19 protein-coding genes and 2 pseudogenes are annotated in these 18,996 nt (G+C 66.7%); 9 read left to right on the top strand and 12 right to left on the bottom strand.

Going from position 1 to position 18,996, the window contains the following annotated elements; translation table 11 throughout:
- Positions 1 to 16 precede the first annotated feature (16 nt).
- The 4 genes from BS75_RS47565 to BS75_RS42915 all read right to left on the bottom strand — a co-directional run bounded on the left by BS75_RS47565 (position 17) and on the right by BS75_RS42915 (position 2,080).
- Positions 17 to 358, bottom strand: coding sequence for a hypothetical protein (locus BS75_RS47565; RefSeq protein WP_197092022.1), 342 nt, complete (start codon positions 356 to 358; stop codon positions 17 to 19).
- A 173-nt stretch (positions 359 to 531) separates the two neighbouring features.
- Positions 532 to 942, bottom strand: a complete 411-nt coding sequence (locus tag BS75_RS42925; protein WP_081983162.1) for a type II toxin-antitoxin system VapC family toxin — start codon at positions 940 to 942, stop codon at positions 532 to 534.
- Complete coding sequence (locus BS75_RS42920) at positions 939 to 1,211, bottom strand: hypothetical protein (RefSeq protein WP_231608079.1); 273 nt, start codon at positions 1,209 to 1,211, stop codon at positions 939 to 941. The genes BS75_RS42925 and BS75_RS42920 overlap by 4 nt, the downstream gene beginning before the upstream one ends.
- A gap of 446 nt (positions 1,212 to 1,657) precedes the next feature.
- Positions 1,658 to 2,080: a winged helix-turn-helix domain-containing protein gene (locus BS75_RS42915; RefSeq protein ID WP_231608078.1), complete on the bottom strand. Its 423-nt coding sequence runs from the start codon at positions 2,078 to 2,080 to the stop codon at positions 1,658 to 1,660.
- Between the two features lie 328 nt (positions 2,081 to 2,408).
- Here BS75_RS42915 and BS75_RS42910 point away from each other — a divergent pair, with 328 nt between their 5' ends.
- The 3 genes from BS75_RS42910 to BS75_RS42900 are packed head-to-tail and all read left to right on the top strand — an operon-like array spanning position 2,409 to position 5,580.
- Positions 2,409 to 4,070, top strand: coding sequence for a replication initiator (locus BS75_RS42910; RefSeq protein ID WP_034092091.1), 1,662 nt, complete (start codon positions 2,409 to 2,411; stop codon positions 4,068 to 4,070).
- Positions 4,067 to 4,252 (top strand): helix-turn-helix domain-containing protein, encoded by a 186-nt coding sequence (locus BS75_RS42905; protein WP_034092090.1) that lies wholly within the window; start codon positions 4,067 to 4,069, stop codon positions 4,250 to 4,252. Before BS75_RS42910 ends, BS75_RS42905 begins: the two co-directional genes overlap by 4 nt.
- Positions 4,252 to 5,580 carry a tyrosine-type recombinase/integrase gene (locus BS75_RS42900; protein ID WP_034092089.1) on the top strand — a complete coding sequence of 443 codons (1,329 nt, stop codon included), beginning with the start codon at positions 4,252 to 4,254 and terminating at the stop codon, positions 5,578 to 5,580. Before BS75_RS42905 ends, BS75_RS42900 begins: the two co-directional genes overlap by 1 nt.
- A 100-nt stretch (positions 5,581 to 5,680) precedes the next feature.
- Here BS75_RS42900 and BS75_RS52460 read toward each other — a convergent pair whose 3' ends face one another.
- The 5 genes from BS75_RS52460 to BS75_RS47560 all read right to left on the bottom strand — a co-directional run bounded on the left by BS75_RS52460 (position 5,681) and on the right by BS75_RS47560 (position 11,967).
- On the bottom strand, positions 5,681 to 5,986 hold the full coding sequence (locus tag BS75_RS52460) for an immunity protein TriTu family protein (protein WP_439654057.1): 306 nt from the start codon (positions 5,984 to 5,986) through the stop codon (positions 5,681 to 5,683).
- Positions 5,986 to 8,427: a TreTu family toxin gene (locus tag BS75_RS51820; protein WP_034092088.1), complete on the bottom strand. Its 2,442-nt coding sequence runs from the start codon at positions 8,425 to 8,427 to the stop codon at positions 5,986 to 5,988. The genes BS75_RS52460 and BS75_RS51820 overlap by 1 nt, the downstream gene beginning before the upstream one ends.
- Positions 8,428 to 8,817: 390 nt before the next feature.
- On the bottom strand, positions 8,818 to 9,651 hold the full coding sequence (locus BS75_RS42890) for an IS3 family transposase (RefSeq protein ID WP_052070806.1): 834 nt from the start codon (positions 9,649 to 9,651) through the stop codon (positions 8,818 to 8,820).
- A gap of 192 nt (positions 9,652 to 9,843) precedes the next feature.
- On the bottom strand, positions 9,844 to 11,097 hold the full coding sequence (gene ltrA, locus BS75_RS42885; protein WP_034087255.1) for a group II intron reverse transcriptase/maturase: 1,254 nt from the start codon (positions 11,095 to 11,097) through the stop codon (positions 9,844 to 9,846).
- 582 nt (positions 11,098 to 11,679) lie between these two features.
- Positions 11,680 to 11,967, bottom strand: a complete 288-nt coding sequence (locus tag BS75_RS47560; RefSeq protein WP_081983160.1) for a transposase — start codon at positions 11,965 to 11,967, stop codon at positions 11,680 to 11,682.
- Between the two features lie 362 nt (positions 11,968 to 12,329).
- Here BS75_RS47560 and BS75_RS42880 point away from each other — a divergent pair, with 362 nt between their 5' ends.
- Positions 12,330 to 13,805: a hypothetical protein gene (locus BS75_RS42880; RefSeq protein WP_034092087.1), complete on the top strand. Its 1,476-nt coding sequence runs from the start codon at positions 12,330 to 12,332 to the stop codon at positions 13,803 to 13,805.
- 250 nt (positions 13,806 to 14,055) lie between these two features.
- On the opposite strand, the pseudogene BS75_RS42875 reads toward BS75_RS42880, so the two are convergent.
- Positions 14,056 to 14,448 (bottom strand): annotated as a pseudogene (locus tag BS75_RS42875) (transposase); the annotation flags it as partial.
- Between the two features lie 75 nt (positions 14,449 to 14,523).
- Here BS75_RS42875 and BS75_RS42870 point away from each other — a divergent pair.
- From BS75_RS42870 to BS75_RS42855, 5 genes and pseudogenes are all read left to right on the top strand, one after another.
- A complete protein-coding gene (locus tag BS75_RS42870; RefSeq protein WP_081983159.1) occupies positions 14,524 to 14,832 on the top strand; it encodes a transposase in 309 nt (102 codons plus the stop codon).
- A 5-nt stretch (positions 14,833 to 14,837) separates the two neighbouring features.
- Positions 14,838 to 15,740: an IS3 family transposase gene (locus BS75_RS42865; RefSeq protein WP_156164355.1), complete on the top strand. Its 903-nt coding sequence runs from the start codon at positions 14,838 to 14,840 to the stop codon at positions 15,738 to 15,740.
- 231 nt (positions 15,741 to 15,971) lie between these two features.
- Entirely contained in the window at positions 15,972 to 16,625 is a 654-nt protein-coding gene (locus BS75_RS42860) for a hypothetical protein (protein ID WP_231608077.1), read from the top strand.
- 203 nt (positions 16,626 to 16,828) lie between these two features.
- Entirely contained in the window at positions 16,829 to 16,951 is a 123-nt protein-coding gene (locus tag BS75_RS51815) for a hypothetical protein (protein ID WP_267970543.1), read from the top strand.
- A 72-nt stretch (positions 16,952 to 17,023) separates the two neighbouring features.
- Positions 17,024 to 17,368: pseudogene (locus BS75_RS42855) on the top strand (transposase); the annotation flags it as partial.
- Between the two features lie 265 nt (positions 17,369 to 17,633).
- On the opposite strand, the gene BS75_RS42850 reads toward BS75_RS42855, so the two are convergent.
- Together BS75_RS42850 and BS75_RS42845 are read right to left on the bottom strand one after the other, a co-directional pair.
- A complete protein-coding gene (locus BS75_RS42850) occupies positions 17,634 to 18,032 on the bottom strand; it encodes a hypothetical protein (protein ID WP_034092085.1) in 399 nt (132 codons plus the stop codon).
- Positions 18,033 to 18,084: 52 nt separating this feature from the next.
- A complete protein-coding gene (locus tag BS75_RS42845; RefSeq protein WP_152646256.1) occupies positions 18,085 to 18,642 on the bottom strand; it encodes a hypothetical protein in 558 nt (185 codons plus the stop codon).
- Positions 18,643 to 18,996 lie beyond the last annotated feature (354 nt).

Raw genomic sequence — 18,996 nt, 5'->3', positions numbered from 1 at the left:
TCACATGGGCCATAGGTCATCCACTCGGTGTAAATAGGCGGTGATTAATATTTCCGTCTTGCTCAATGATCCAGTGAAAGAATCCCGACTTGCCATCATATTCACCAGGCAGTCGCACGTGCATTCTGGGGATGCCATCCCCGCCGGATTCAATTGTCGCGTTGCGCATAGTAGGAATCGTGTCTGCTATCTCGGGAAATCCATGATAGTCACCGGTTGCAGCCTGGCGCAGGACTTTCTCGGTGTACCTTGTTCCATCCAGCGGGTTTTTGTCCATGACATTCGGATCACCATGGACGGTATCTGTCGCAACTCCATTGGAGTCAACCGAGAAGCGCGCACCATTGCAGTTATGCACCAGGATCGGCGTGGTCCCGGCCAGTACATAGTACGTGTGGGTGGCGACCCCTCCCTACCTGCGTTTCTGCAGGTCAGTGGCGGTTTGGCACTCCAGTGAGGTGCGTGGGAGTGCGTGGAAGTCCAGGGTTGTTGCCGTCACTACTGCCGTCAGAGGTCTAGACCACTGGGTAGCTACGGTAGGAGCGTGAGTGCGGGGACGTGCGCGGGCTTGACGACGCTGAAATGTCGGCGGTCGAGGGTCGCTACGCGGTCCACGCCGAAACGTTCGGCCACCGCGATGACAGAGGCATCGACACCGCCGAGCGGAAAGTCGGCGTACTGGAGGACGAGCTCACCCATGCGTGTCAGGTCGGCGGGGGTGAGGTGGACCAGTTCGAAGGTCCCACGTGCGACCTCGGCCAGGAACGCTGCCTCGACCTTGGGCCAGCGTTCCAGCAGCCAGCAGACCTCGGTCATGACCGGGCTGGGCAGCAAGCGGCGGCCGGTGAGGGACACCAGCAGCGAGGCGCACTCCATGTGCCGACGGTCGCTGATGTTCAGGGCTGCTGCCAGTGGGCCGGTGTCCAGAACTGTGGCGATCACGCCGAGTCGCCGAAGCGCTCGCGCATCCGCTCACGGATGTAGTCGTCGTGCCGCTCGCCCAGGTCCGCTGGACCGTCGATGCTGCCGATCAGGGCCAGCAGCCCCTCAGGAACTGCCTCCGCCTGGGGCGAGTCGGCCACGGGCAGCGTCTGGGCGACCTGGGACAGTTCCTCGTCCTGGGTGACGAGCAGGCGAAGGCGTCGCACCTGGGTCGGGGTGAGCCGGTCCACCAGGTGGTGCATGTCCTCGTAGTCGTATGCAGCGGTCACGCAAGCAGTGTAGGACGGTCGCACGGCTCCGGTGAGACTGATTCCGCGAAGTTCACCCCGGCTGGCGCACACACTCTCGGCGAGCGCGACGATAGACGCGGAGGGTCGGACCCCTGGCCGGCCCCGTGCCTGCGATCCGGCCGTAGGACGGTCGCTGGCGACAACTTGCTCCGCAAGGCGCAGGGAGTCCCTACCCCACCCGGCCCTGGTCGGCGCAAGGGTAAGCACCGCTTACCCGACAACTTGCTCACGACGGGCAGCAGTCGCACCCCGTACTGAACCTGACGAACGGCTGACCGCCGACGCCGGTGGAAGCCTCGGGTACTTCCACCTACCTGGGTCAGTCGGCGACGTCGGGCCACCTCCAGCGGGCCGGGGCCGCTTGAACCTCGTAGAGAAAATCTGGACGCACACCCACGGCCCCTGGCCCTCCAGAGGCCGACGGGTCAGTGGTCTCGCTCGGTGACGCCCTTCTCCAGTGCTTCGACGCGGCCCTGCAGGCTGGTGAGCTGTTCGAGCGTCCGGGCCAGTGCCAGCTCCAGCGCCTCGACCCGAGCCGCCGTCCCGCCCACCGACCCGTTCCCCGCCTCCCCGTCACCTGAGTCACCGTCGGCGTCGGCGTCGGCGTCGGCGTCGGCGTCGGCGTCGGCGTCGGCGACGAAGGCCCCCTTGCCGGGACGGGAGATCGCGTAGCCGTCCTGCTTCAGCAGGGCCATGGCCTTCTGCACGGACAGGCTGGAGGTCCCATACTCCGCCATCAACACAGCCTGCGTCGGCAGCGCGTCCCCCGGCTTCAGCCCGCCGGACCGGATCCGCTCCCGCAGTGCCTCGGCGATGACCTCGAACGTCAGCAGCACCGTGCCGCCCACCGGCCTGCGTCCCCGCCGCCCGACTGTCACCGCAGGCCACCCGCCCTCTCCGCGCCACTACCACCGAAATCCGGCCCGCCCAAAACGGGAAACCGGGGCCACAGTACTCGCGTCCCCACCGCCCACCGAAACAGATGAGGAGGGATGCACTTGAATGCGCGCTTGAAGCGATGCTACCTTCACGCACCGCTGGCGAACACCACCGCTGACCAGGACAGACGTCCCCGGCCCACCGCCCGCGCCCGCCGTCACGCGCACCGTTCCCCCGCGCGCTGACCACTCGGGTCGCCTCTCCTCTTCTCCCGACTCCTGCCGGAGGTCTGTCCCCATGCCCGCACAGCTCCAACTCCCCTCCCCCACAACCACCTCCGCTCCCGCCAACCGGGCGTTCGCCCCACCAGCGCTCGCCAAGAGCGCCGACACGTCCGGGAACACGGACTCGGCACTGGAACGCCGGGCACGGCTGACGGCCCGACTGGCCAAGCTCGCCGCCGCCGGACACCTCGCACCCCTGGCCCGGCAGATCGGCTCACTGGGCGGCTGCGCCCGCCCGATCCGCATGACCGGACACCGCACCCGCCTCAATGCCGCCACCGGCCAGATCCTCGACACCCGCCACCTACCCGCCGGCGAACTCCTGCTGCGCTGCGGCAACCGCCGCGCCACCCGCTGCCCCGCCTGCTCGAACCTCTACCGATACGACACCTACCAGCTCATCGCCGCCGGACTACGCGGCGGCAAGACCGTCCCGGCCAGCGTCGCCAGCCACCCGCGCGTCTTCGCCACCCTCACCGCCCCCGGCTTCGGCCCCGTCCACAACCAACCCGGCGCGTCTCCGTGCGCGTGCGGAGCCCGGCACAGCAACGGCGACCCGCTGCTCGGGACACCGCTGCACCCCGGAAGGTACGACTACACCGGGGCGGTGCTGTGGAACGCCCACGCCCCTGCCCTGTGGGCCCGCTTCACCACCCACCTGCGCCGCGAGATCGCCCACGCCGCCGGACTCACCCAACGCACCCTGCGCCACCACGCCACCTTGTCGTACGCCAAGGTCGCCGAATACCAGAAGCGCGGACAGATCCACTTCCACACCGTCATCCGCATCGACGGACCCACCGGCCCCCACAGTGCCCCGCCCGCCTGGGCCACCACCGAACTCCTCGACCACGCCGTCCGAGCCGCCGCCAAGCGCACCCGCGTCCGGCACCAGCGCCCCTCCAGGGCCGAGGATGCCGAGCAGGCAGTGCCGTCGGAGTCCACGGTGTTCCGGTTCGGGCGGCAGATCGACGTCCGCGCGATCCGCAGCACCCACTTCACCGACGGTGCTCCCGTCACCGACCGGCACGTCGCCGCCTACATCGCCAAGTACGCCACCAAGGGAGCCGAGACCACCACCGGCACCCTCGACCGCCGACTGCGCTTCCTGGCCGAACTCGCCCAGCACGACCTCACCGACCACACCCGCCGCATGATCCACACCGCCTGGCACCTCGGCACCCAACCCCAGCACACCCACCTCCGCCTACGCCAGTGGGCCCACATGCTCGGCTTCCGAGGACACTTCTCCACCCGCACCCGCCACTACTCCACCACCCTCACCCACCTCCGAGCCGAACGCACCGCCTGGCGCACCCGCCAAGACGACGCCCAGGAGCGGGCCGGCGAGGGCCAGCCAGTCACCGACCGGCACAGTGACCGTGCTGACCTGCCCGCCGGTCACATCGACCCCAACACCGGTCACCGCAGCGGTCGGCGCACAGAGAGCGGGCGACGCGTCGGCACGGACACGACCCTGGTGATTTCGCACTGGCAGTACGCCGGAACCGGCCTCCTGCCCGAACTCGCCCACCTCGCCGATCTCCTGACCGCCGCACGGAACTCCCGGCCCGAGCAACCGACCCGCTCCCGGAAAACGCAACGCTCCGGTGACCGGGCCGGTCACTCCACCGACCCGCTGACCGACCCTGTCCACAGTGAGGTGACCGCGTGACCGCCGACACCGAACTGCTCACCGTCCCCGAGGTCATGGACCGCCTCAAGATCAGCCGCTCCACCGTCTACGACCTCATCCGCACCCGGCAGCTCGCCTCCCTCACCATCGGCCGCGCCCGCCGCATCCCCGCACATGCCCTGCACGCCCTTGTCCACCACCAACTCGAACAGGCAGCCTGATGACCAACCCCGACACCAACACCACCTCCACCAGCACCGGCACCGGCTCGCGCAGGGTCCGCGCCAACGGCGACGGCACCGTCTACCAGCGCAAGGACGGCCGCTGGGAAGCCGCCGGATACGTCCTCGCCCCAGGCGACACCCGCAAGCGCATCCACGTCTACGGCACCACCCGCAAGGAGGCCCTGGCCCAGCTGACCGAGAAGGTCGCCACGAGCAACCGCGGCATAGCCGCCCCCTCAGCACAGGGCAGCGTGGCCGCGTTCCTCACCTACTGGCTGGAGAACGTCGCCGTCCACCGCCTCCGCGAGAACACCCACACCCGCTACACCACCGTCGTCCGCCTCTACCTCATCCCCGGCCTCGGCAAGAAGAAGCTCGCCAAGCTCACCGCCAAGGACGTCCGCACCTGGCTCGACCAGCTCCGCACCACCTGCCAGTGCTGCGCACGCGGCATCGACACCGCCCGCGACCAGCCCCAATGCTGCGCGGCCGGAGCATGCTGCTGCAAGCGGCTCTCGCCGCTGACGCTCGCCTACGTGCACTCCGTCCTCAAGTCCGCGCTGGAGCACGCCGTCCGCGAGGAGGAGATCCCCCGCAACGTCGCCCGCAACGTCCGCATGGGCACACCCCGCCCCCGCCGCTTCGAACCCCTAACCGGTGAAGAAGCCCGCGCCTTCCTCACCGCTGTCGACGGCCACCGGCTCAGCGCGCTGTTCGAACTCGCCCTACGCACCGGACTGCGCAAGGGCGAACTCCTCGGCCTGCGCTGGGAAGACCTCGACCTGACCGGCGCGACCGCGAGCATCCGCCGCACCCTCCAACGCACCAACTCCGCCGGCCTGACCGCCCTGCCCACCAAGACCCACAGCTCGGAACGGCGCATCGCACTGCCGACAGAGTGCCTGCGCTCCCTCGAACAACACCGCGAACGGCAGACCGAGGAACGCGAGGCGGCGGGGACCTCTTGGAAGGTCAGCGGGTACGTCTTCACCCGGCCCGACGGCTCACCGATCGACGGCAGCACCCTCACCCGACACTTCAACGCCCTGCTTCGTGGAGCCGCCCTGCGCCGAATTCGCTTTCATGACCTCAGGCACTCGGCAGCCACTCTCCTACTCGAACAAGGCGTCGAACTCGTCGTCATCAGGGACCTCCTCGGCCATGCCCACATCGGAGTGACCGCATCCGTGTACGCCCACGTCCGGCTCCGCCTCCAACGCGACGCCATCGACCTCCTCGGCAACGCCCTCCGCGCCCCCAACGCAGCGGCCACCCGACCGGACGACGGCGACGAACCACCGCTTTGTGCAGCACCCGTCCACTGACGTTGCCGTCAACTACTGCCGTCAGACACCCCGGAGGCCCCACCAGAATCTATTCTGGTGGGGGCCTCCGTCTGCAATTCAGACCATCCCGTGATCACCGCTATGTTCGAAATACCCAGGCAGTCAGACCATCAGCGATGACCAGCAGATCATCCTCGGAGACATTCTCTCGATAGTCTTCCTTTGGCTCCGAGTCAACATCGAGATCTATCGATGAGATCTGCAATTCCCCCGAGTTCCATGCAGTCAAATATGAAACTCGTGAGCTCAATTCCAAAGAGACACCGAAGGAACTCTTTTCTCGCCCTTCCGGCGATTCAAAAAGCCCAACCTTGACTCCCCGCTCTGCCAGCGACCTAGCTTTCGCTTCATACCACCTCTTGAGGCTAGATGGCAGGTCAGGCATCACTTCACCGTCCCATCCCAGAAGAGGTTTTCAAAGCTCGGCATCTCGGGCGGCGGCAGGCCACGCCTCGCATTCAACGGCCCATAGATCGGGTGATTCGGCCCTGGGATTTGAGCCCAACCCGGCTCTCCTCCTGGCTTCAGCGAAGATGTCGGTACATCGAACTGCACGTACCTAGTGCCCGGAGCTGCCTGCCTGAAATACGCCGCCGAATCCGCAGGGTTCGCGACATAAGTCGAAACCCCTCCGCTGCCAGCCTGGACCTTTCCCGTATCAATCATCGCCTGATGCTCATCGGGAGACATCCATCTCCCCACCGTGGTTGTTCCACATCCGCCGGAATTGTGTACCAAGATCGGCGTTGTACCGGCCAGTACATAGTACGTGTGGAGGTTGCTGACGGTGAGGTTCCAGCGGTTGGCGGTGCCGGGGGTGTCCTGGATCTTGAGGACGGTGGGGTGCCGGCCGTGGGTGCTGGCGAGTTCGTGGCCGGGCTTGAGGTGGTCGGCGCGGACGAAGGTGTGGGCGGTGTCGTCCCAGACGGGGTGGTTGGCGGTGGTGTGGACGACTGCGGTGTGGCCGTCGCCGGTGTTGACGGTGAGGTCGAGGAGGTCGTGGTCGTGGTTGATCCAGACGTGCTGGACGGTCTGGGCGCCGGCGTCCTTGCCGTTGGCGGGGTCGGCGGATTCGACCTTGTCGCCGACCTTGAGCTTGCTGATCGGTGTGGTCTTGCCGTCGGCGAGGAGGACGGGGGTGGTGGGGTCGAAGCTGAAGGCTCCGCCGACCAGGCAGGATGCTCCGTCGCTCCCGAGGCCGTCGGCTGCCGCGCTCTCGACACCGTCCTCCAGGCCGCGGGCGGCGAGCATGGCTGCTTCGTCCTCGCCTCCGGTGGCGACGGTCAGCAGGACCATGCCGGCGGCTTGGGCGCACTGGCCCAGTGAGGGATCGCTCACGCATCCGACGACGTCGGCCGCGCCGGAGGCGTGGTAGACGAAGCTGGCCGTGCGCTCCCACCAGGGCTGGGCGGGTGCGGGCGGGAGCATGCTGTCCATGACCTGGCGGGCGCTGGAGTTGTTCCAGTAGACGTTGCCCCAGTAGTCGCCGTTGCGCTTGGCCCAGCCGGAGCCCATCCGCTTGTAGACGGCGATGTCGGCGGCGCTGGGCGGCGGGTTGTAGCCGCGGGGTTCGGTCGGCTGGTGGAAGTTGCCGGCCTCGTCGACGTAGCCGTCCTGCGCGATGCCCTGGGAGGAGCAGCCGTCGTCGGCGCAGAAGCGCAGGCCGTTGGGGTCGCTGCCGTTGACGGGGTCGTCGGAGGAGTAGGTGTAGCCGCCGAGCTGGTTGGGGTCGGCGACCTCCAGGAGGGGGTCGGCCTGGAGGAAGCGGCCGGTGGTGGGGTTGTAGGTGCGGGCGCCGAGGAGGTTGTAGCCGTTGGCGGGGTCGGCGGGTTGGCCGAGGTAGCCGCGGCCGTCGATGGTGGTGCTGATGGCGCCGCGGGGGGTGCCGTAGGGGGTGTAGGCGTGGCGGGTCTCGGTGGTGAGGGTGGAGTTGAGGGTGACGGTGCCGGTGGCCTGGTTGTTGACGGCCTCGTAGGTGATGTTGCCGGTGTTGTCGCGGATGGTGAGGGGGCCGCCGCCGCTGTCGTAGTAGCGCAGGGCGGTGATGCCGTTGGAGGAGTTGAGGGTGAGCTGTTCGCCGGGGAGGTAGAGCAGGGTGGTGGTGTTGCCGGCGACGGTGTCCTTCTGTTCCAGCAGGTTCCCTGCGGCGTCGTAGAGGTAGCCCGAGTTGTTGTTGGTGGTGGTGTCGGTGATGCTGCTGGTCAGGCCTGCGGGGGTGTAGCTGAAGGTCTGGCTGCTGGTGGTGGTGCCGCCGCCGTTGGTGGTGGTCGCGGTCCTGGTGGAGCCGTTGGCGTTGTAGGTGTAGCTGTTGCTGGCGGTGGTGGCGCCGGTGGTGTCGGTGGTGGTGGTGGTCTGGGCCTGGTCCGGGGTGCCGGTGGTGCCGGTGGCGCCGGGCGGGTAGGCGCTGGTCTGGGTGCTGGTGGTGGTGCCGGTGGTGTCGTGGGTGGTCAGGGTGGTGCGGTTGCCGTCGGCGTCGTAGGCGTAGGTCTCCCAGTAGGGGGCGGGTCCGCCGCTGGTGGCGGCGCCGGGGGTGGCGGTTTTGCAGGAGCCGATGCCGGGGACGGACGGTGATGCCTGGCTGGTGGTGCCGGCGGTGTCGGTCCAGGCGGTTGTCAGCTGGTTCTGTCCGTTGTAGGTGTAGCACTGCAGGTCGGTCGCGGTGCCGGCGTCCTGGACGTCCTGCTGGGCGGTGATCTTGCCGGCCTGGTTCCACAGCGGGGTGGTGTCGTCGACGTGGCCGGTGCCGTTCTCCTTGTCCAGGACGGACTCGGTGACGCGGTCGGTGGCGGTGTCGTAGACGTTGGTCTGGACGACCTGGTCGGGCATGTCGCCGAGGGTGTAGCGGGTGACCTGGCCCAGGGGGTTGGAGACGATCTGGGTGAGGTAGTCGGCGGCGCCGGCGACGTTGGTGAGCTGGCCGGTCTCGGTGTAGGAGTTGTAGACGGTCTCGGCCTGCAGGCCGCCGTCGGCGCCGTAGGTGGTGTGGTCGAGGAGTCCTTCGAGGGGGGTGTAGCCGTAGGAGACGGTGTAGGTGCCGGCGAGCTTGCCCTCGCTTGCGGGGATGAGGGTGCTCAGACCGGTGGTGGAGCCGAGGTTGGTGTAGCCGGTGATTTTCTGGGTGTAGGGGTTGCCGCTGCTGTAGGAGGTCTGCGAGGCGAGTTGGCCCTTGCCGCCGGTGGCGGTGTCTGGAGGCCGACCGATTTCGAAGACAGTCTTCTATGCTGCTAGTGCTGCGCTAAATGTAGACCTGCTCTCGAATTCATAGGGCGATAGGTAGCCAAGTTCCCGCTGAATCCTGCTTCTATTGTAGTAGGACTCGACATATTCAAATATGGCGGTTTTGACCTGCTTGATTGTTGCCCATACATGCAGGTGAATGAGTTCCTTCTTGAGGGTTGCGTTGAAGGACTCGGCCGCAGCGTTGTCGAAGCAGATCCCCGTCTTTCCTACCGAAGGGATGACCCCGTTGTCAAGGCAGTGGTCGCGAAATCTACTGCCGGTGTACTGGCTGCCACGATCCGTGTGCATCACGGCTTCTCCCTGGCCTGGCCGGCGGTTGCGGATGGCCATATCGAGCGCCTGGACCACCATGTCTTCACGCATATTGTCAGCGATGGACCAGCCGATGAGCTTGCGCGAGTATCCGTCGATCACCGTGGCCATATAGGCCCAGCCCTCTGCGGTATGAATATATGTGATGTCCCCGTACCATATTTGGTCTTTCTTTTCCGGGACGAAGTTGCGCTCGACGAGATCCACCAGGCCCCGTCGGTTCGCGGGGTCCTGGAGGGTGGTGGCCCTGTAGGGGCTGGGGTGGACGCAGGCCAGTCCAGCAGCCCTGGCCAGGCGCCGGACACGCTTGGGCGACACGCGCTCGCCCTGGCGGGCCAGCTGGGCGTGTATCCGATCGATTCCGCACCTTCCCTTATTCGTTTTGTCGATGGCGATGATGAGTCGCGTGAGCTCGACATCGCGCCGCGCGTGCCGGGACTCCTCCCTGCCGATCCACGCATAGAAGCCGGCTCGAGATACATGCAGCATCTGGCACATGAAGTTGATGGGATACCTGAAGCGGCGCGGCTTGCCAGCCTGCTCGTCTCTGACTTGCAGGATAAAGGCGAACTTTATTGATTCTGGCTCGCAAACCACGCCGCTGGTCGGGTGGCCCGGAGGAATCACACCTCCGGGCTCCCACAGATCCCGGCGTGACAGTCTCCCGTCACCGGGCTCCTATTGTCCTGGTCACCAGAACGAATGGACCCACTTCCACTGCGCGAACAGAAGCGGCCACATCTTGGTGGTCCCCTTCCACGCCTTGTGGAACTTCTTGAAGGTCTTCAACCGCCGGAACTTCTTACGGACCCAGCGCATCAGGTAGTGATTGATGCGCCGCAGGAGGGGATACAGCTCGGTGCGGTAGAACGCCCCGTAATACTGCATCCAGCCGCGCACGATCGGATTGATCCTGCGGGCCAGTTCTGCCAGCGTGAGGCCGATGAGCCGATGAAGCCGCCAGGAGCGGACCTCCGCGCTCATCTTCTTCAGGGCATCCTTGCTGACCGCGGGCAGGAACGAGGTGAACAACTCCCCGTTCCGGTCCTTGGCCGCTCGCGGCTGGAAAGTGAACCCGAGGAAGGTGAACGATCCGGCGGTCACTCCGCCGGCCCGCCTCCCGGTCCCGCAGTACACGATCCTGGTCTTGGCCGGGTGCAGTTGCAGCCCGACCTCCTCCATCCTGTGCGTCAGCGCCACCAGCACCTCGCGGGCCTGGTACTCACTCACGCAGTGCACCACCGCGTCGTCCGCGTAGCGCTCGAACTGCACGCCCGGATACTCCCGGGCCAGCCACATGTCGAACGCGTAGTGCATGAACAGGTTCGCGAGGACGGGCGAAACCGAAGACCCCTGCGGGGTTCCCAACGTCCGCTCGCGCAAGGTCCCGTCGGGCAGTTGCAGTGGGGCGGCGAGCCATCGCCGCACATACAGCAGCACCCAGCGGGCATCGGTGTGCGCCTCCACCGCCTTGACGATGAGGTCCCAGCGCACGGTGTCGAAGAATTTGGCGACATCGAGATCGATGACCCAGTTCTTCTTCCAGCAGCGCTCCCGGCAGGCCGCGACCGCGTCCAGGGCCGACCGTCCGGGGCGGTAGCCGTAGGAGTCGGGATGGAACACCGGTTCCACCCGTCTCTCCAGATGGGCTGCCACCACCGTCTGGGCGATCCGGTCCGCGACCGTGGGCACTCCGAGCAAACGAACCCCTCCGCCGTTCGGCTTGGGGATCTCCACCGCTCGCACCGCAGGCGGAAAGTAGCTTCCCGAGGACATCCGGTTCCAGATCTTGTAGAGCTTCCCCTTCAGATCCTTCTCGAACTCCTCGATCGAGCAACCGTCAACCCCCGGTGCACCCTTGTTGGCCTTCACTTTCAGATACGCCTCCCAGACTTCCCGCTTCGAGATATCGAACGGCCTGTCTGGAGACTTCAGCTCGCTCACGCAGCTCCTCCCAGGGAACTCCTGGTTGACCAAACAAACGAACCACGGACAATCCGGCCCCTTCGCTCCGCTCCCACCGCGCCCAGCAGGAGCTTCACCGCTACTACGAACCGGTCCGCCAACACGACCTGCCTCGGTACTCAATCCCTCACGAGGTCTTCGCTCGGGAGTCTCCCTTTCGCCGACCGTCCGCCGAAGCAGCCGGTCGGACGGCATCAGGCCGTGCCTTCCCACGTTCCGCACAGAAGCCGCAGATCAGGATCACGTCACCTCCACGCCGGGCACCACCTGGCCAATCGACGGGCACCCGCCAGGCTGATCCCGGGCCAAAAAGTAACACCCGGTTTTGATGCCGTTTCATCAATAACGACGCGTCAACAGTGGCCCCCCGAAAGGGGTTGCGCTCCGTCTTCCTGATCCCCACCTGACGCCTCTTGGACGCCTTTTCCACAGTCGCTCACCACGGTCGCGTCACCGCTTCCGCAGCATGTGGCGGTTTGAAGCCTCCCCCCGCAGGGCGGCTCCGAAGGGCCATCGGTCCTTCATCTCCTGTGCAGCACCGCGCTCAGCTACTTGACTACCTCAAGCCGCCTCCCGCGTTCGTGGCACACCTTTTTTTAGAAAATCCCGCTCCATTCGGAGCTTTCGGTTTTCCTCTTCGAGTTCCTTCATATGGACGCGTTCATCGATAGTAAGCGGCTTGTCTTTGATGCTTCCGTTCCTCTTTGCGGCATTTACCCAGCTCCCGAGGGTTCCCTCGTTCAGGCCGAGGTCCCGGGCGATCTCAGCCACGGGCCGGCCGGAGCTCACTACAAGCTCTACGGCCTCTGCCTTGTATTCCGGAGCGTACTTCTTCCGCTTTGAAACCATCGTGCACTTCCCACTTGACACTGCGATGAACTACTTCCAGTGTCCACGAAAGTGGTCGGGGTCCATCCGGCGAGCACTCCCAGACGGGAAGCACCGCCACCATCCCCCTCAGCCCCTCCAACTGGGGCACCCACATCGTCTGGTATGACACCGTCGACAACGCCGGCAACGAATCCGCCCCCCAGCACTTCGACTACTACGTCGCCGACGGCACCTTCACCCCGGGCACCTCGGGCGACCTGGACGGCGACCACAAACCCGACCTGGCCGTCGTCGACGCACAGGGCAGCATCCGCTACTACAGCGACCCCTTCGCCAACAGCCCCAACGGCACCAGCGGCAACTCCGACGGCGGCGCCGTCATGATCCCGAGCACCTCCGCACCCAACGGCACCGGCTTCGCCGGCGCCCTCATCGCGCACAACGGCTCCTTCACCGGCCAGACCTGCGACGACGTCGCCATCATCGACTCCCCCGGCCTCTACATGGCCACCGACAACAACAACTGCAGCCCCACCACCAAGTGGACGCTGGGCATAGACCAGACCCGACCGACCGTCACCAACAGCCTCTACAACCCGAACGACTGGTCGTCCGTGCAGCAGGCAGTCATGCTGCCCGCCACCAGCGCCACCAACAACAAGCCCGCCCTGGTCACCCTGGAGAACTACGGCGGGACCGAGTCGCTGTGGATGTTCACCGCGGTCGGCTCCACCTTCCGCACCGCAGTGCCACTGGCCAGCGGCAGCTGGCTGTCGGACTACACGCTCATGTCCCCCGGGCTGGTCAACGGCACCCCGGCCCTGTGGGCACGCTCGCTCAGCACCGGTGCCCTGCTCCAGTACACCGGCGTCGAATCCTGGCAGGGCATCACCGCGGCCCCCACGGCCACCACCATCGCAGCCGGCGGCTACCGCATCGGCCAGTACCCGTCCATCACCACCGACGGCCCCCAGGACGGAGCCGGCCCGACGATGTGGGCCACCAACAAGACCGGCCGACTGTTCGAGATCCCGACCACCGTCGACAGCAGCAGCAACGTCACCCTCGGCGCCACCGTCCCCGTCAGCACCCTCGGCTGGGCCGCAGGCACCCAGACCCTGGAAGGCGTCAAGCCCCTCCACCCCACCAGCACCATCGCCCTGTACCGCTCCAGCACCGACACCTTCGTCTTCGACAAGGCCAACAACAGCACCACCGTCGACCACACCCTCACCCTCGCCTTCGCCCAGACAGGCGACATCCCCGTGACCGGCGACTGGTCCGGCACCGGCGTCGACGGCGTCGGCGTCTACCGCCCCAGCAACTCCACGTTCTACCTCGACGACTCCAACACCGCCTCCGAGGTCGACCACACCATCGCGCTCGGCGACAACGGCGACGAACCCGTCGTCGGCGACTGGAACGGCGACGGCATCACCACCGTCGGCATCTACCGCCCCAGCACCGGGCACTTCTACCTCGACGACTCGCTCACCGCCTCCAACGTCGACCACGTCGTCTGGTACGGCGACGGCGGCGACACCCCGATCACCGGCGACTGGACCGGCACCGGCACCACCACCATCGGCGTCTACCGCCCCGGCACCGAGCAGTTCATCCCCGCCACCTCACTCACCGACACCACCCCCCTCAGCGCCCAGGTCTACGGATCCTCCGGCGACACCCCGATCACCGGCGACTGGACCGGCACCGGCACCACCGCCATCGGCGTCCACCGATCCGGCACCATCAGCTTCGACCTCGACAACTCCCTCACCTCCGGAACCACCAACCAGTCGACGCTCTTCGGGATCCCCACCGACACCCCGATCACCGGCGACTGGACCGGCATGTAACCCCCACCACAACACCGCCGGGCGTGGCACCCACACCCACGAGCGCCACGCCCGGCCCACACACACCGACCGAACCGACCGACACCACCGAAACCCCCACCAGGAAATCCCCATCGCACGCCACTGCTGCAGCAGTCCAGGGCGCAGGAGATCCCGCTCAAGCCAGCATCCAGCCGATCCACCGGCCCGCTGCCGGAGCTTCGGCATCGGGTCTGTCCAGTAAACGGTGGCTTTGGGTTGTTGGGGGTGTTCAGCGACGGCCGGCTGAGAGGCGGCCGTCGAAGGTGATGTCGAAGGCTTGGAGTGCGTCCTTCCAGCGCATCGTCCATCGCTTTCGGCCGGTTCCGGTGGGGTCCAGGCTCATGACGGCCATGTAGACGCACTTGAGTGCGGCTTGTTCGTTGGGGAAGTGGCCGCGGGCGCGGACGGCCTTGCGTATGCGGGAGTTGACGGACTCGATCGCGTTCGTGGTGCACACGATCCGCCGGATCGCGGGGTCGAACTGGAGGAAGGGCACGAACTCCGCCCAGGCGTTCTCCCAAAGACGCACAATGGCAGGGTACTTGGCGCCCCAGACTTCCTGGAAGTCCAGGAAGCGGTCCTCGGCAGCCTTGGCCGTCGGCGCGGTGTAGATCGGCTTGAGGGCCTTTGAAGTTCCCCCGTTGGTCTGGACAGCCTGATACTGGGACCGTTGGGTCCCGAGGAAGCAGTCCAGTCAGTGAGCGGCAAGAGCAACATGAGCAAGCGGTATACGGCGGAGTTCAGGCGGGACGCGATCGCGCTCGTTCGGTCCTCGCCGCATCGGAACGTCACCGAGATCGCCCGGGAACTCGGCGTGAGCCCGGAGGGGCTTCGCGGCTGGGTCAGGCAGGCGAAGGCCGACCGGGGCGAGGGGCCCGCCGGTGCGCTGACCAGTGCCGAGCGTGAGGAACTGGTTCGGCTGCGGCGTAAGGACCGGGAACAGCAGCAGACGATCGAGATCTTGAAAAAAGGCCTCGCCTTCTTCGCGAAGGAGTCGATGAAGTAGGCACTGTGTGCCGCTTCATCGACGCGGAGAAGGCTTCCGAGGACCGGCCCGAGGGCTACAGCGTCGCCCGGCTGTGCCGGGTGATGGGGATCAACCGCTCCACCTACTATGCATGGCTGGCCGCACGGCCGGCGGCAGCCGAGCGGCAGCGTGCCGAGGACGACCTGGTCGACGAGATCCGCGTGATCCACGCCGGGTCGCGCGGTGCGTACGGTGTTCCGCGCGTGCATGCCGCGCTGCGCAGGGCAGGGCGCGGGATCAACCGGAAGAAGGTCGAGAGGCTCATGCGTGAGCGCGACATCCGCGGCATCACCCGCCGCAGGCGCCGCCACCTGACCCAGCAGGACACCAAAGCCGCCCCGGCCCCCGACCTGGTCGGCCGTGACTTCACTGCCGGCCGGCCCGGAACGAAGCTCGTCGGTGACATCACCTATCTGCCGACCATCGAGGGCTGGTGGTACCTGGCGACCGTCATCGACCTGGCCACACGCGAGGTGATCGGGTACGCGATGGCCGAACACCACCGCGCCGAGCTGGTCACCGACGCCCTGCGCATGGCTGCCGGTCGCGGCCAGTTGCAGCCCGGCTGCATCATGCACTCCGACCGCGGCAGCGAGTACACAAGCGGCGAATTCCGTTCAGTGATAAGGAAGTTGGGCCTGAGGCAGAGCATGGGACGAACCGGTATATGCTACGATAACGCCGCAGCCGAGAGCTTCTTCGGACTGCTGAAGGCGGAGATCGGCACCACTGTCTGGGACAGTCACGAGGCAGCCCGCGCCGACGTCTTCCGCTTCATCGAGGTCGAGTACAACCGCACCAGGCTCCGCAAACACCCCGAGTTCGGGTACATCACCCCACTCGAAACCCGAGCCAGGTTGCGCCAAGACTTCACCCCCGCAGCGTAAGCACACGCTGTCCAAGATCAGGGGGGAACTTCAGGGTGGCGATCGGCCGACAGCTACGGCGAATACGCGCCCCCTGAACATGCTGTGACACCGCCGGCACGGCGTGCGGTGTCACCGGACGAGTAACCAGCGCAGTCACCAGACCCGACGCCGGGGTTCCCGGTCGAGGCCCAGGCCGGCGGAGGCGGTGTCGGTGCCGTGCGCTTGTATGGCCTCGTGACTGTCTATGGTGTGATCGCGCAACTGCCAGAGCCGGAGGCCGTACGGGCTCGTTCGAAGGCGATGGCGATGTTGGATGCTGTCCTGAGCCCGGAGTGGGAGTTGCGTTACTACTCCTACGACGCGACGTGGGGGCCCTCCGAGCAGCTGGCCTCGATGCGGGACGGATGCGGTGACGACTACGCAGTCGTCTTCTGCGAGGCCGGGGTGTATGCCCAGGCGACCTATCACGAGTCGCCGATCACCGCGTACCGCGTGTCGCCTCCGGCGCCGTGGCCGGGGCTGTTCGACTCCCTGCCGGACGTCTTCCGGAAGTTCGAGGGAGAGCCGGCCTTCCTCGACGACTGCGGTGTCCAGCGGGCCACTGCATGCCTGTGGCGCGAGCGTGCCGACTCGGCGTGGAGGTGCGGCGATGTGCAGATCCCTGACCAGTTCGAGGACGACGCCGACGGCGCCGAAGGGCTGTTCGGGCTCCTGCTGGCGGGCAGTGCCGAGGCCTACGTGCAGTTTGCCGAGGAGTACTACGAATTGCTGCCGGCGCTGGGAGCGGTCCGGCACGTCTACGACCTCCAGCCGCTGACGCCGGAGGTGGTCTCGGCGCTGAACCCGATGGTTCGGCTCGAGGACCTCGCAGAGGACATCGCCCAGATCGACTATCCGGTGTAGGTGCAGCCTGCCACGGCCCGCACCAGTGCCGATCAGCCGACCCCGCTGTTGGGCCCGGGCCCGGGTGACAGCCGGTCGGTACCGGTCCCAAGGATCCCCGCGCAGGGGAGCCGCTGTCCCGGGTTGCCCGGGCCGGTGACCAGGCCGCTGTGCACCGCAGGCTGCCCCGGCTGCCAACCGACCGCGTCCAGCAGCCCGGGGCTTTGCTCCGCACCGAGTCGACCCCCGTGGACACCGGCCGCGCGCGGATATCCGACCTCGTCGGGAAGCGCTGGATCCGCCACCAGGACGACGCGATCGACCGCCGGGTCGAACCCGAGCACTGAATGCCCCCAGTCGCCGATGCCATCCGCGGTCATCAGCACCGGCCGTCCGAGCACGCGTCCGAGCCGGCTGAGGAAGATACACACCGCGCCCACGCCCGCGTCGAGGACCGCATCCGCTGCAGCAAGCAAACCGGCTTCGGACGATTCCCCTCCCGCCACTTCGCGATCAACGCCGCCTGGTTGGAGCTGTCCCTGACTGCGATCGACCTGATCGCGTGGACCCAGACCCTGCTGGTGGACGGCGAGTTGGCCACCGCTGAACCGAAACGACTGCGCTACCGGCTTCTGCACGCCGCCGCCCGGATCACCCGCGGAGCCCGCCGTGTCCACCTGCGGATCGCCGGCACCTGGCCCTGGCGCCACGAACTGACCAGCGCGTTCACGCGCCTCGCGGCGCTGCCCCGACCCGCGACCTGACCGGCGAAGTCGCCCCTGCCCGCCCACCACCCAAGGAACCCAGGAGCACCCGGCCACGCGCCGGAACCCAAGCATGCCCACCCGCCCGAACACCACTCCCGCGACAACCAGCGCAGCTCAGCCGACCTCAGCTGAAACGCGGAGGCTGATTGCCACTTGCCAGTCCGTCCGGGGCGACGCGCCCGGCTCCCTGACAGACTGCACGACCGTGGGCGCGCCGAGGCCCCGGCAGCTTGGCGCGTGCTGCCGGGGCCGGCTGTTGTCTTCAGCCTTGTGACACGAGCAGTGCGTAGGTGCTGCTGCGGCCCACTGTCACGTCGACCTTGAGCGGGGTGGCAGCCGCTGTCGCGGTGAAGTCGATCTTCTGGACGGTCCTGTCACACGTCCCGTCGCTGACCTGGTAGATGGGTTTCGCTCCGCCCTGGTAGACCCGGACACCGACCGGGCCCTGTCCCAGGCAGGTGAACTGCAGGGCGATGGCTCTGGATGCCAGGGCCGGGGTGGTGAAGGCGGCCGAGGCCGCACCGTCCGGCTCGGCCAGGAGAACCTGTCCGGCGGGGAGCGACGAGAGGGCCGGGAGCGCCTCGGTGCTCGACGGCTTCGGCGCCGGTTTCGCGGGCGTCTGAGTCGTGCAGCCCGCGGCCGTCAGGGCAAGGACCGCCATCGTGAGAACGGCTCCGCCTGGGCGCATGATTCTCCGGGACACGTTTCTCATTTCAGTAGGCGGTCGACCAGGTGTGCCAGCCGTTTCCTTCGTCGAAGGAGCTGTACCCGTCCACGATGTCGTACTCGGCGCAGTTGTCATTCATGAGGTACGTCTTGTCCTCGGTGGAAATCTGGTCCTCAGCGTACTCGGCGTGGAGCGCCGTGTGCGGGGCAATCGTGTAGGTGATGGTGTGCGATCCGCTGATGGTTGCCGAGACGGTCGCACTGACTCCCAGGGTGGCCTTGACGTCCTCCAGGACGACGCCCTCCTTCGCCTCCAGGCTGGCGCTGATCGTGGCGCTGACGGTACCGCTGAAGGTGTTGCTGAAGCTGTCGGTCGCGTTGCTGCCTGTGCCGTTGTCGTCGACGTTCGGCCCCGAGACGACGTGGTACACGGTCCCCAGGTTGTCCAGGACGTCGGCGAAGGGGCCGGGGTCGCCGTTGCAGGCCCCCTTCGGGGTGACCGAGGAGTGGTGGACCGTCGCGGCGGACGCCGGGCCGACGGATCCCAGGAGCGCGCAGAGCACCGCTCCCGCGACTGCTCCTGCTTTGACCGCGCGTATTGACACGAGTGACGGGCTCATTTTTCCCCATGGAAATGGTTGCACCGGAACGATGCATTCCCGAACAGTTCGGTTCACTGCCGTGCCGAAACCATAGTCAGGGGTTTCCCACGCGCGCCACGATTTTCTGTCGGAGTGCAAATCAACCTCAATTCCTCCTCAGATCGATCTTTTGGGTCATGTCCGAACTGCCAGCTTTGAGGCGGGAAAATCAGGGCAACCATGGACATGGCAAGGCAGTTGTGACGCTCGTCACACAGCGGGCGCTGACGGCACGTTCGCCTTCTTCTCGAACGGCCGTGGCTCGCTACCGGTCCAGTATCGAAATGGACCGCGGTGGAGTCCGCCGTGCGGCTTCCG

Source organism: Streptacidiphilus albus JL83, assembly GCF_000744705.1.
In the GTDB taxonomy this organism is placed as follows: domain Bacteria; phylum Actinomycetota; class Actinomycetes; order Streptomycetales; family Streptomycetaceae; genus Streptacidiphilus; species Streptacidiphilus albus.
This window is presented reverse-complemented; position numbering and strand designations above follow the sequence as displayed.